Here is a 12,917-nt window from a genome sequence, read left to right as displayed (position 1 = left end):
GGCACTGTCGGCACCCATGCATGTCCGGTTCTCCAACGAGGAAGCTTCCAATGCTTGTACGCGCAGCCGCAACCCTGTTCCTCCTTGCCTGGCATCCCCTGGCACAGGCCGCCGAGCAGAGCATTCCGGCGGGCGCCGAGGGCCAGATCGAGTTCAACACGCCGTCCGGCAACATTGGCTGCATCTACACCCCGAAGGGCGGCACCAGCACCTATGAGCCGCAGGACGGTGGCCCGGAACTCAGCTGCTCCCGCGTCGCGCCGAGCTATGTCACCATCATCCTGGGACCCAAGGGGCCGGCGACTTTGATCAAGAACCCCGGCGAGCAGTCATGCTGCAGCGATGTCACCAAGCTCGCTTACGGCAAAAGCTGGAGCGCAGGGCCGTTCTCATGCGAATCCACAACCAAGGGACTGGCCTGCACGGCCACGAATGGCCATGGATTTTTCATCAGCAAGGCCAAGGTGACCGTGAAGTGACGCCGGCTCCCGCCGCATAAGGGCAGGGGCAGCCGGTCTCAGCCGGCCTTTTCCAGTTCGCCGCGCGCCTTGGCGGCAGCCACATGACGGATGGCATCGGCCAGGGTGTCGGCGTCCTGTGCGCCCATGACCGCGTATTTGCCCTCGATCAGGAAGCACGGCACGCCTGTTATGCCCATGCGCGAGGCGGTGGCGATCTCGGTGCGAACCGCCTCGACGTCGGCCTCGGTCGGCAAAAGCGTGGCAACCACGGATGCGTCCATGCCGGCCTCGCGCGCCACTTCGATCAGAACGGCATGGTCGCCGATGTCAGCGCCTTCTTCGAAATTCAGCTGGAACAGGCGGCGCACCAGCCGGTTCTGCACGGCTTCGCCGACGGCGCCGGCCCAGCGGATCAGGCGGTGTGCATCGAGCGTGTTCGGCGCCACCTTGATGGCGTCGAACGCGAAGGAAATGCCTTCGGCCTCGCCCAGCGGCTCGATGCGGGCATGGATTTCGCGGATGCGCTCGTCGCTGCCAAACTTGGCCAGCATATAGTCGCGGCGATCCTTGCCTTGCGGCGGAATGGTCGGATCGAGCTGGAATGGCCGCCAGCGGACATGCACCTCGGTGTCGCCGACAGCTGATATCGCCCTGTCGAGCCGTTTCTGGCCGATGAAGCACCATGGGCAGACGACGTCGGACACCACGTCGACGGTGACGGCGTTCAGCTCACTCATCTCGATCTCCCGAAATCCTCAGTTCGGCTTGCGCCACCAGCTTGGCAGTTGATACCCAAATATGGGCGTCTTTTGCGGATGTTCCAGGTAGTTCCAGTAGGCGATCCATTGCTGCGTGTTGTACTGCGTCGGCACCATGTAGTTGCCGGAGATCAGCAGCCGGTCGAGAACCCTGACAGCCGCGACATAGTCTTCCTTTGAACGCGCGCGCAGCATCGCGTCGATCGCCGCATCAACCGCCGGATCGGCGACACCGGCCAGATTGAACGAGCCTTCGGCCTTGGCCGCTTCGGATCCCCATCGGCCAAGCTGTTCAATGCCGGGCGACAATGAATTGTTGAAGCCGCTCGATCCGATCAGGGCCTCGAAATCGAAGCGCTGCTTGCGCGACTGGATCTGATCACCGTCGAGGCTGCGGATGGTGACGTCGATGCCGATCTTTTCCAGCGTGCGCTGATAGATGCCGGCAAGGCGCTCCTCATCCTGCGAAGCAACCAGAATCTCGAAGCCAAAGGGTTTGCCGTCGGGATCGAGCATTGTCCCGTCCTGCACGTGATAGCCGATGCTTTTCAAGAGATCGAAGGCCGCTTTCAGCACCTTGCGATCCTGCCCTGAACCGTCGGTGACCGGTGGCCGGTACGTGCCATCCATGACATCGGCCGGCACACGGCCGGGGTAGGGCGCCAGCAGCGCCTTTTCCCTGTCGTCAGCCGGATGACCAAGCGCGGAAAGCTCAGAATTCTGCCAGTAACTCATCGCGCGGGCGTATTTGCCGCCGAACAGGTTCTTGTTGGCCCATTCGAAGTCGTAGAGCATGCCGAGTGCACGCCGCACCACCGGGTTGGCGAACTTCTGCAGCCGCATGTTGAACAGGAAACCGGTCACCACGGGCGGAATGCCGGTGTCGAAGGTTTCGGCGACCACCTCGCCCTTGTGGAAGGCCGGAAAATCGAGGTCGCGCTCGCGCTTGACCGGATCGCCGTCGTCGTCGATGGCGCAAAGGCCCTTCTTGAACGCTTCGAGCTTGGCGTTGGCGTTGAGGAAATACTCGATGGTGATCTGGTCGTAATTGTCGAAGCCGCGCTTGGCCGGGACGTCCTTGCCCCAATAGTCCGGGTTGCGCTTGAAAACGATGCGTTGGCCAGGCTGTACCTGCGCAACGGTGTAGGGGCCACTGCCGATCAGTGGCTTCAGCGTCGTCTTGTCGAACGTGTCCTTGTCGAAGGCATGCTTGGCTATGATCGGCGTCAGCGCGATGATCAGGGGCGTCTCGCGATTGGCCTTGTCGTTGAAGGTGAAGCGCACGCTGTGGTCACCGGTCTTTTCGAGCTTGGCGATCAGGCTCATGCGGGCGCTGTAGGGTGGACGGCCCTTGTCGGTATAGACATCGTAGGTGAACAGCACATCCTCCGGCGTCACCGGCTGGCCGTCGGACCATTTGGCCTTCGGGTTGAGATGGAACTCGATGCTCTTGCGCTCGGGATCCATGTCGGCGGTGTCGGCGAGCAAGCCGTACAGGCTGAAGGGCTCGTCGTAGTTGCGCTGCATCAGCGGCTCAAAGACGAGATTGCCGTAAGTCTGGTCCATCATGCCGCGCGCCGTCGTGCGCAGGCTCTTGAGGATGAAGGGATTGAGATTGTCGAAGCTGCCGACGACGCAATAGGTGATCGAGCCACCCTTCGGCGCGTCCGGATTGACATAGTCGAAATGCGTGTAGTCGGGCGGCAAAGCCGGTTCGCCCTGTATGGCGATGCCGTGCTTCGGCTCCGATGCGGCCGGCTGATGCGAAAGGGCGAGAAACGATATCGCGGTGATCAGCCAAACAAGAACGCGGCCCATGACCGTCTCCTTACTGGGTCGGCTTGATGATTCGGTGCGCACCCTAGCATGAGGCAACTGCGCGCCGGCCAATGGCGTCATCAAGAATTACAAGTGGCGGGCTGGATTCGACATCGCTTGCAGTGTAACACGCCCCCCCGAAGTCATTCTGTTGCCTCATTTTGGCAACAGGTAGCTGGACCACACGGCACGAAGAAGCCGGTCCCGGGATCATTTGAGAGGAAGTGCACGACATGACGAGCCTGAACAGCAACGCGTACCGCCTGTCGGTCATGGCCGCTGGCGTGGTCGGCTTTCTGGGCGCAGGGCTTCCCGCTGCTTCCGCACAGCAGCAACAGCAGATTCCGCAAGGCTGGTTCAAGGCTTGCACCAAGCAGGAAGACGTCGACATCTGCAACGTCCAGAACATCACCACCGCCGGCAACGGCCAGCTGATCACCGGCGTCAGCCTGATCGAGCTGAAGGGCAAGGTGAACCGCAAGGTGTTCCAGGTGACGGTGCCGACCGGCCGTCTGGTGCCTCCCGGCATTGGCCTGCAGATCGATACCGGCAAGGCCGTAAAGCTTGATTACGTCATTTGCTTCCCGGATCGTTGCGTGGCCGAAGTTCCGCTCACCGACCAGCTCGTCGGTGCCTTCAAGAAGGGCCAGGCGATCACGCTGACCTCGGTCAATTTCCAGAACCAGCAGAACCCGATCAAGATCGCCCTGCAGGGTTTCAGCGGCGCCTATGACGGCCCGCCGCTGCAGCAGTCCGACATCGAAGACCGGCAGAAGAAGCTCCAGGACTTCGTCGCCAAGAACAACCAGGATTTCGCCAAGAAGCTCAAGGAAGAGCAGGACAAGGCGAAGACCGCCAACTGATCAGCCGGTTTTTGTCGGCCTAACAAAAAAGCGGGGTCATGCCCCGCTTTTTTTGCGTCTGTCGTCTGGTCGGTTAATGCCTCGATTGCCGTTTCGGCTCGTAGCGCCCGTCCGGCCTCTTATCGAACATCTCCTTGATCTGCGGATGCCGGACCGGCTCGCCCGACTGATCCTCGAGCAGGTTCTGCTCGGAGACATAGGCGATGTATTCGGTTTCCGAATTCTCGGCGAGCAGGTGATAGAAGGGTTGATCCTTGCGCGGCCGCACGTCGGCCGGGATGGCTTCGTACCATTCGTCGGTGTTGGCGAACTGCGGATCGACGTCGAAAATGATGCCCCTGAAGGGAAACAGCCGGTGGCGAACAACCTGTCCGATTGCGAATTTGGCTGTTTTCATCGTACTCACCACTGAATTCCTTGAACTTATTTGGCGCAGACTGGGCATCAATTCAATCCCGACGCGTTTTGAGCGTGCCTTGAAGCTACGCAGGATGCGGGGAAAAGGTTTTGCCGCAGGCCGCCGATGTCGACATTCGCCGAGGACGCGGTTTGGCGGAATGTTCGGAAGATCGCTATCAGCGCGCCGGCTTTCGCAGGCCGCCGGCCAGCGCCGCAAAGCCGCTGCCGGGACGAAGCCCCTCGCGCATGAAGAAGGCGCGAAGCGGCGCGAAACCTCCGAGAACGCCGAGCCCGGCAACACGGGCCATCTGCGCCGGCAGCATGTCGGAAAGCAGCGACATGTTGAGCAGATTGACCGCACTGCTGCGCGCCAGAATATCGGGGCGGCGTTTGAAATCGTAGGCCGCAAGGGTCTTGGCAGCGCCGGGGTCGGTACGATTTTCTCCAGCGATACCAACGAGATCGTCGATATCCCTGATACCGAGATTGAGGCCTTGCGCGCCGATCGGCGGAAACACGTGGGCGGCTTCGCCGACAAGCGCCACACGGTCCCGCGCGAAACGCAGCGGCGTCACCGCCGAAAGCGGATAAATCTGCCGGCCCGGCTCGACCGTCACCCGGCCCAGCATCGACTGCATCTGCTGTTCGACCCGCACGGAAAGCGTCGCATCGTCCAACGCGGCGAGTTCCGCTGCTGTCTCGGGCTTCACCACCCAGACCAGGCTCGAGCGATTGCCGGGCAGCGGAACCTGCGTGAACGGACCGGTCTCGGTGTGGAATTCGGTCGAGGTGAAGGCATGATCGCCGCTGTGACGGAAATTGAGGACAAAAGCTGCCTGCGGGTACGAGCGGGCCGAGGTCGAGATGCCGGCCGCCTGGCGTGCCGGCGACAGCCGTCCGTCGGCGGCGACCGCCAGGGATGCATCCAGCGTGCTGCCGTCGGTCAGCACGGCACGGGCATGTTCGGCGTCGAGATGCCAACTTGCCACCATCGACCTCCGCCAGTCGACGCCGGTATGCTTAGCAACCGTGCTGGCGAGTGCGGGATTGAGGACGCTGTTGGGCAGGTTCAACCCGAACTGGTCCTCGCCGATCTCGCTGGCGCGGAAGGTGACGACGGGGCTACGGATCAGCCGGCGGGTCGCATCGACGATGCGCATCACCTTCAAGGGCGCCGCCTTGGGCTTGATGTCTTCGAGCATACCCAGCCGCGCAAGCACCTGCAGAGCGGGGTTCATCAGCGCCGTCGTGCGGCCATCGGGGGCAGAAGTTTCGGGCCCGACAAGCGTCACCGGGAAACCGGCATCGGCGAAAGCGAGCGCCGCGATCAACCCTGCCGGCCCCGTGCCAGCAACCAGTATCCGCGCAGTGTCTCGATGCTCCAAGATCGGCTTCCGGCTTGCAATGCGAGGCAGCCCACCCGACCTGCCAGTCGATCCAGCATATAGGTCAATTCATGCCGCTTGATCAACGCGGCGATTCGGCTCATTCCGATGTCATGACCGGCCAGCAAGACGACTTCAGCCATCTCGACCGCGCCGGCCGCGCCATGGCGAACATCGCGCGCAGTCCCCGTGTAACGGCAAACGTCGTTGTCGGCGCCTGCATCCTGCTTGCCTGGCTGTTGCTTGCCGCGATGGCAATCCGCAGCGCCGAAGGGCGGATTGCGGGCGTCAACGCCCCTGGCGACGCGCTTCTGCGTAACCTGCCGCGACTGCCGCTACCGGATTTCCTGGAACGGTTCTTTGCGCTCTGCCTGTCGCCGACGCCGCTGGACGGAAGCCTCGGGCTCAAGGCCGGCGCGCTCGTCTTGATGTGGTTCCTGATGGCGATCGCCACCATGCTGCCTTCGGCCGCACCGATAATCCGCACCTATTGCGAGATCGCCGATACGGCTCGCATCAAGGGCGAGCCGGTCGTCCATCCGCTGGTGCTGGTTGCCGGTTACCTCGGCGTCTGGCTCGCTGCCTCGATGATGTTCGCGGTGCTGACCTTGGCCATTCATGCATCCGGCTCGCCCAGCGGGATGCTCGACCCCGTCGTCGGTATTGCCGGCGCGGTCGCTCTGCTGATTGCGGGCCTCTACCAATTCAGCGGTCTGAAGGAAGCCTGTCTGAAGAAATGCAGGAACCCGTTCTCGATCCTGTTCGCGAATTGGAGCGCGAGGCCCGTCCGCGTCTTCCGGCTTGGCGTCGCGCAAGGCCTGTGGTGCCTCGGCTGCTGCTGGGCGTTGATGCTGGTGATGTTCGCCGTCGGGGTGATGAACGTCTTCTGGATGGCGTTGATCGGGCTGTTCACCCTGATCGAAAAACAGACGGCGAGCAGGGTTCCAACCCGGCTGGCCGGTGCGATACTGCTTGTCTGGGCAGCAGCGCTGCTAGTAGTCTCGCGATAAGTGGGGGAAAGTCGATGTCAGACCAGAGCTGGGCGATGAAGGGAGAGCTCGTACTCTCCTGCAATTGCACGGTTTTTTGCCCCTGCGTGCTGTCGCTCGGCAGTCATCCGCCGACCGAAGGCTATTGCCAGACCTGGGCCGGCTTCCGCATCGACGCCGGCCATTTCGGCGAGGTCGACCTGTCGGGGCTCAATCTCGGATTGATCATGGAAATCCCCGGCTATATGAGCCGCGGCAACTGGACCGCCGGCCTGTTCATCGACAAGCGCGCATCGGTCTATGCGGTCAAGGCGCTGACCAAGATTTTCACTGGCAAGGCGGGCGGGACCACCTCGTTGCTTTCCATCCTTGTCGGCAAATTCCTCGGTGTCGAACAAGTGCCGATCACCTATGAGACGCGTGACAGGACACGCATCTTCCAGATACCGAAGATCATCGACGGGGCGGTAACGCCGATCCCCGGCAAGGACCGAGACAAGGATACGGTGATCAGCAATTCGGAATACTGGATCGCGCCTGAGATCATCGTTGCCAGGTCCGACAAGAGCAAGATGCGGGCTTTCGGCCGAAACTGGAATTTCGCCGGCCGGTCGGCCGAAATCTGCAAGCTGGATTGGCGGGGCCCGTGAGCAAGAACACAACGGCCAAGAAGATCAGGGACCGGATTCCGCGACCGAAGAAGAAAGTCACCTGGCCGCAGGCGAGGGCGTTCTCCGTCCATCTGCTGACCGCCTCGGGCTCATTCCTGGCCTTCCTGTCGCTGGTGGCCGCGAGCGAAGAGCGCTGGACCGCGATGTTCTGGTGGCTGGGGCTGGCCTTGTTTGTCGACGGCATCGACGGGCCGATCGCCAGAAAGCTCGAGGTCAAGGAGATCCTGCCGACCTGGTCGGGCGAAATGCTCGACAACATCATCGACTACGTGACCTATGTCCTGATCCCGGCCTTCGCGCTTTACCAGCGCGGCTTCATGGGCGAGGGACTGTCTTTTCTGTCGGCGGCGATCATCGTCGTCTCCAGTGCCATCTACTACGCCGACACCGGCATGAAGACGAAGGAGAATTTCTTCAAGGGATTCCCCGTGGTCTGGAACATGGTGGTGTTCACGCTGTTCGTCATCGAGCCGGGACAATGGGTTTCGTTCGCGGTGGTGGTGGTGGCCGGCATTCTGACTTTCGTGCCGATCAATTTCATCCACCCGGTGCGGGTGGTGCGGCTGCGGCGCATCAACCTCGCGATGACGCTTTTGTGGTGCGCTTTCGGTGCACTGGCGCTGGCGCAGGCGGCACTCGCTGCCTTCTACGATCAGATCGGCGTGCTGGGCGAGCAGGTCAGCACCTTCACCAAGATCGGCATCTCAATTACCGGACTCTACCTTGCCTGCATCGGCGGCGTCATGCAGTTCTTTCCAAATCTCGGTGCCAAAAAAGTCTGATCAGCCCAAGGAAGTTCCGCCCATGTCCAAAGCGATCCGCATCCACGCCAATGGTGGCCCGGAAGTCCTGACCTATGAGGACACCGATCCCGGCCGTCCGGGATCGGGGCAGATCCTGATCCGGCATACGGCGATCGGCCTCAATTTCATCGATGTCTATCACCGCACCGGCCTTTATCCGCCGCCTGGCGGATTTCCACTGGTTCCGGGCAGCGAGGCTGCAGGCGTGGTGCTAGAAGTCGGCCAGGACGTCGACTGGCTGAAGCCGGGCGACCGCATTGCCTATGCGACGAATGTCGGCGGCGCCTACGCCGAGCAACGTGTCATCGCGGCCAGCCAAGTGGTCAAGGTGCCGGACGGCATCAGCGACGAACAGGCGGCGGCGATGATGCTTAAAGGCATGACCGCCGAGTATCTGCTGCGGCGCACCTTCAAGGTGAAGGCAGGCGACACGATCCTGTTTCATGCCGCGGCCGGCGGCGTCGGGCTGATCCTCGGGCAGTGGGCTAGATATCTCGGCGCGACCGTCATCGGCACGGCCAGCTCAGCCGACAAGATCGAGCTCGCCAAGGCGCACGGCTTCGATCACGTCATCAACTACAAGGAGCAGGATTTCGTTGCCGGCGTCGCCGCCATCACCGGTGGCGGGAAATGCGACGTCGTCTACGATTCGGTCGGCAACGACACGTTTCCGGCGTCGCTCGATTGCCTCAATCCGCTCGGCATGTTCGTCAGCTTCGGCCAGTCCTCGGGATCAATCCCGCCATTCAGCATGTCATTGCTGGCCCAGAAGGGCTCGCTGTTCGCCACAAGGCCGACCTTGTTCGTCTACAATGCGAAACGCGAGGACCTCGAGGCCTCCGCCGCCGCCCTGTTCGAGGTCGTGCTCAGCGGCGCCGTGGAGATCAAGATCAACCAGCGCTATGCGCTCAAGGACGCCGGCAAGGCGCATTCCGACCTCGAGGGCCGCAGGACAACAGGGACCACCATTCTCATCCCTTAGTCCCTTCTGCCTTGCTATCCCTTGAATTTCCGCTGAAATTCTTGAAGCTCTTTCAAGACGCGTGCCGCTTTCCGATGAGAGCCGGCCGCGCCTACCATGCTTGCGGGAACACAGAACATATCTGGCTAACCAGATGGGAGGCACTGTGAGTGCAAATCAGGACGGCACGAACCTGCTCGAGGTCCGTGGTCTTACCAAGATATTCGGCACCCTGACGGCGTGCGATCATATCGATCTCGACATCGCCAAGGGTGAAATCCACGCCTTGCTCGGCGAAAACGGCGCCGGAAAGTCGACGCTGGTCAAGATGCTGTTCGGTTCGCTGGAGCCCAACTCCGGCGAGATTTTCTGGAACGGCCAGGCGGTCAGGATTTCCAGCCCGGGCGCGGCGAAAAAGCTCGGCATCGGCATGGTGTTCCAGCACTTCTCGCTGTTCGAGGCGCTGACCGCCGCCGAGAACATCGCGCTGTCGCTCGATGACGGTTCGCCGATCAGCAGCATCGCGGCGAAGGCGAGGGCGCTTTCCTACAGCTACGGCCTGCCGCTCGATCCGGAATCGCTGGTCGGCGACCTGTCGGTCGGCGAACGCCAGCGCATCGAGATCATCCGCTGCCTTCTGCAGACGCCGCAGCTCATCATCCTGGACGAGCCGACCTCGGTGTTGACGCCGCAGGAGGCCGACAAGCTGTTCGAGACGCTGGAGCGTCTGCGCTCGGAAGGCAAATCCATCCTCTACATCTCGCACCGGCTTGAAGAGGTCAAACGCATCTGCGACCGCGCCACCGTGTTGCGGCATGGCAAGGTGGTCGGCCACTGCAATCCGCGTGAGGAAACGGCCTCGTCGCTGGCCCGCATGATGGTCGGCAACGAAGTGCAGGCCGTGGTGCGTGCGCCGGTCGAGGGGATCGACAAGGCGCAGCCGCTGCTCGAGATCCGCAACCTCACCCGCAAGCCGGCAACGCCGTTCTCGATACCGCTCAAGGGCATCAACCTGAACGTCCGCGCCGGCGAGGTGATCGGCATTGCCGGTGTCGCCGGCAACGGCCAGGGCGAATTCTTCGAATCCGTCTCCGGCGAGGTGTTGCAGCAGGATGCCGCTTCCGTGCGCATCCGTGGCAAGGACGCGGGTGGCCTCACCATCACCGGACGTCGGTTGCTGGGCGCTGCCTTCGTGCCGGAAGAGCGCCTCGGCCACGGGGCCGCGCCGCGCATGAAGCTTTCCGAGAACCTGCTGCTGTCGCGCCATGCCACCGACGGCAAGGCGTTTGTCGGCGCCGGCGGAATGGTCAAGAGCGCTGCCATCTACACCGCCGCCCAACGCATCATCGTGGCAATGGACGTGCGCAAGAGCGCGCCGGATCCGGAAGCCGCGGCACTTTCGGGCGGCAATTTGCAGAAATTCATCGTCGGCCGTGAACTCGACCGCCGGCCGAGCGTCATGGTGGTCAACCAGCCGACCTGGGGTGTCGACGCGGGTGCCGCTGCCCACATCCGCCAGGCGTTGATCGAACTGTCGCGCAGCGGGTCGGCGGTGCTGGTGATCAGCCAGGATCTCGATGAGCTGTTCGAGATATCGGATGCGATCGCGGTCATGCACAATGGCGAACTGTCCAAGCCGTTGCCGATCGCCGAGGCGACCTTCGAGAAGGTTGGCTTGCTGATGGGCGGCGCCGAGCCCGGCCACGCCGAACATACGCTGGAGACGGCATGATGCGCCTCGAACTCGTCAAACGCCCACAGCGCTCCGCGCTGTTCTCGGCCCTGTCGCCATTCATCGCCTTTGCGCTGACGATCATCGCCGGCGCCATCATGTTCGCATTGCTTGGCGTCAACCCGTTGACCGCTTTCCGGATCTATTTCATCGAGCCGGTCAGCCAGGTCTGGCAGCTGCATGAACTGGCGATCAAGGCGGCGCCGCTCATCCTGATCGCTGTCGGCCTGTCGGTCTGCTACAAGGCCAACATCTGGAACATCGGCGCCGAAGGCCAGTTCATCCTGGGCGGCATTGTCGGCTCGATCATTCCGGTGCTGTTTCCGCAGTTCGAAAGCCCGCTGGTGCTGCCGCTGATGCTGCTGCTCGGCATGGTCGGCGGTGCCGCATATGCGGCGATCCCGGCTCTGCTCAAGACGCGCTTCGGCACCAACGAGATCCTGACCAGCCTAATGCTGGTCTATGTCGCCCAGCTCTTCCTCGACTGGCTGGTGCGAGGACCGTGGCGCGACCCGCAGGGCCATGGGTTCCCGCAGACCATTCAGTTCAACGACTCCGCCGTGCTGCCGGAGCTGATGCCGGATGCCGGACGGGCAAACTGGGGATTTGTCTTCGCGCTGGTCGCCGCGGTGCTGGTCTGGATCCTGATGAGCCGCATGCTGAAGGGTTTTGAAGTGCGCGTGCTGGGGTCAAGCCCGCGGGCAGGGCGCTTCGCCGGCTTCGGCCTCAACCGCATGGTGTTCTTCGCCTTCCTGCTGTCGGGTGCCCTGGCGGGCCTTGCCGGCATCTCGGAAGTCTCGGGCGCCATCGGCCAGCTGCAGCCTGTCATTTCGCCCGGCTACGGCTTCACCGCCATCATCGTGGCGTTCCTTGGCCGCCTTAATCCACTCGGCATCGTCGCCGCCGGTCTGGTGCTGGCGCTGACCTATCTCGGCGGTGAAGCCGTGCAAAGCGCGCTCGGCATCTCCGACAAGGTGGCGCGGGTGTTCCAGGGCATGCTGCTGTTCTTCGTGCTCGGCTGCGACACGCTCATTCACTACCGCATTCGCCTGATCGGCCTGGCGCTGACCAAACCGGAAAGCGCTGCAAAACTCGAAGCCGCGCCAAAGTTGAAGGAAGCCCGTTGATGGACATCACCATAAACATCCTTCTGACCATCGCCACGGCGGCAACTCCGTTGCTTATCGCTGCGATCGGCGAACTGGTGGTCGAGCGCTCCGGCGTGCTCAATCTCGGCGTCGAGGGCATGATGATCATGGGCGCCGTCGGTGGCTTCGGCGCCAGCTATCTCACCGGATCACCCTGGATCGGTTTGTTGGCGGCTATCGCCATGGGCGCGGTGTTCTCGCTGCTGTTTGCCGTCATGACCCTGTCGCTGGCCACCAACCAGGTGGCGACGGGCCTGTCGCTGACGCTGCTCGGCCTCGGCCTGTCCGGCATGATGGGGACGAGCTTTGTCGGCCAGCCAGGCGAACGGCTGCCCAACCTCGACATCCCCGGGCTGACCTCGATCCCCGTCGTCGGCAGATTGCTGTTCGGGCAGGATCCTATCTTCTACATCTCGATCGCGCTGACCGCGGCCGTCATGTGGTTCCTGTTCAAGACCCGTACCGGACTGACGCTGCGCTCGATCGGCGACAGCCACACGTCGGCCCATGCCCTGGGCATCCAGGTCATCCGCTATCGTTATCTCGCGGTGATCTTCGGCGGCGCCTGTGCCGGTCTGGCCGGCGGCCATCTGTCGTTGGTCTATACGCCGCAATGGGTCGAGAACATGACCGCCGGCCGCGGCTGGATCGCGCTGGCGCTGGTGGTGTTCGCCTCGTGGAGGCCATGGCGGGTGCTGGCCGGCGCCTACATCTTCGGCGCGGTGTGGATCGGCCAGCTTCATGCACAGGCTTTTGGCATTCCAGTGCCGTCACAGTTCCTTTCTTCGCTACCCTATCTGGCAACCGTCGTGGTTCTCGTTCTAATCTCGCGCAACAAGCGTCTGACGATGATGAACACGCCGGCTTCCTTGGGGCAGCCATTCGTTCCGGATCGTTGACAATAATAACAAACGGGAAGCTCCAAGGCT

Annotated in this window: 13 protein-coding genes; 9 read left to right on the top strand and 4 right to left on the bottom strand. The window is 62.5% G+C overall.

All coding sequences use genetic code 11. The annotated features are described in order from the left end of the window. Window positions 1-50 precede the first annotated feature (50 nt). Window positions 51-479 carry a hypothetical protein gene (locus tag AC1D08_RS28545; RefSeq protein WP_457154785.1) on the top strand — a complete coding sequence of 143 codons (429 nt, stop codon included), beginning with the start codon at window positions 51-53 and terminating at the stop codon, window positions 477-479. Window positions 480-517: 38 nt separating this feature from the next. Here AC1D08_RS28545 and AC1D08_RS28540 read toward each other — a convergent pair whose 3' ends face one another. Then, the gene (locus AC1D08_RS28540) at window positions 518-1,198 is read right to left on the bottom strand and encodes a DsbA family oxidoreductase (protein WP_457154786.1); all 681 of its coding nucleotides are present in this window, start codon (window positions 1,196-1,198) and stop codon (window positions 518-520) included. A gap of 18 nt (window positions 1,199-1,216) precedes the next feature. After that, window positions 1,217-3,037, bottom strand: a complete 1,821-nt coding sequence (locus tag AC1D08_RS28535; protein WP_477424590.1) for an extracellular solute-binding protein — start codon at window positions 3,035-3,037, stop codon at window positions 1,217-1,219. 233 nt (window positions 3,038-3,270) lie between these two features. Here AC1D08_RS28535 and AC1D08_RS28530 point away from each other — a divergent pair, with 233 nt between their 5' ends. Next, window positions 3,271-3,900, top strand: coding sequence for an invasion associated locus B family protein (locus AC1D08_RS28530; RefSeq protein ID WP_095091562.1), 630 nt, complete (start codon window positions 3,271-3,273; stop codon window positions 3,898-3,900). A 73-nt stretch (window positions 3,901-3,973) separates the two neighbouring features. On the opposite strand, the gene hspQ is transcribed toward AC1D08_RS28530, so the two are convergent. Continuing rightward, window positions 3,974-4,297, bottom strand: a complete 324-nt coding sequence (gene hspQ / locus AC1D08_RS28525; RefSeq protein WP_167392389.1) for a heat shock protein HspQ — start codon at window positions 4,295-4,297, stop codon at window positions 3,974-3,976. A gap of 178 nt (window positions 4,298-4,475) precedes the next feature. Further along, entirely contained in the window at window positions 4,476-5,684 is a 1,209-nt protein-coding gene (locus AC1D08_RS28520; RefSeq protein ID WP_477424588.1) for a UbiH/UbiF family hydroxylase, read from the bottom strand. Window positions 5,685-5,755: 71 nt separating this feature from the next. Between AC1D08_RS28520 and AC1D08_RS28515 the strand changes: the two genes are divergently transcribed. The 7 genes from AC1D08_RS28515 to AC1D08_RS28485 all read left to right on the top strand — a co-directional run bounded on the left by AC1D08_RS28515 (window position 5,756) and on the right by AC1D08_RS28485 (window position 12,887). Beyond that, entirely contained in the window at window positions 5,756-6,694 is a 939-nt protein-coding gene (locus tag AC1D08_RS28515) for a DUF2182 domain-containing protein (RefSeq protein WP_457154379.1), read from the top strand. Between the two features lie 14 nt (window positions 6,695-6,708). Continuing rightward, the gene (locus AC1D08_RS28510; protein ID WP_095091806.1) at window positions 6,709-7,323 is read left to right on the top strand and encodes a DUF1326 domain-containing protein; all 615 of its coding nucleotides are present in this window, start codon (window positions 6,709-6,711) and stop codon (window positions 7,321-7,323) included. Beyond that, complete coding sequence (pcsA, locus tag AC1D08_RS28505; RefSeq protein ID WP_477424586.1) at window positions 7,320-8,126, top strand: phosphatidylcholine synthase; 807 nt, start codon at window positions 7,320-7,322, stop codon at window positions 8,124-8,126. The genes AC1D08_RS28510 and pcsA overlap by 4 nt, the downstream gene beginning before the upstream one ends. A 22-nt stretch (window positions 8,127-8,148) precedes the next feature. After that, window positions 8,149-9,129, top strand: coding sequence for a quinone oxidoreductase family protein (locus AC1D08_RS28500; RefSeq protein ID WP_457153395.1), 981 nt, complete (start codon window positions 8,149-8,151; stop codon window positions 9,127-9,129). 133 nt (window positions 9,130-9,262) lie between these two features. Next, a complete protein-coding gene (locus AC1D08_RS28495) occupies window positions 9,263-10,840 on the top strand; it encodes an ABC transporter ATP-binding protein (protein ID WP_457153394.1) in 1,578 nt (525 codons plus the stop codon). Next, window positions 10,837-11,967, top strand: a complete 1,131-nt coding sequence (locus tag AC1D08_RS28490; protein WP_457153393.1) for an ABC transporter permease — start codon at window positions 10,837-10,839, stop codon at window positions 11,965-11,967. Before AC1D08_RS28495 ends, AC1D08_RS28490 begins: the two co-directional genes overlap by 4 nt. Beyond that, window positions 11,967-12,887, top strand: coding sequence for an ABC transporter permease (locus AC1D08_RS28485; protein WP_095091569.1), 921 nt, complete (start codon window positions 11,967-11,969; stop codon window positions 12,885-12,887). Before AC1D08_RS28490 ends, AC1D08_RS28485 begins: the two co-directional genes overlap by 1 nt. Window positions 12,888-12,917 lie beyond the last annotated feature (30 nt).

This window comes from Mesorhizobium sp. P2_E6, from assembly GCF_056403835.1.
Note: the sequence above shows the minus strand (reverse complement) of the source record. Positions and strands in the feature narration are given on the sequence as shown.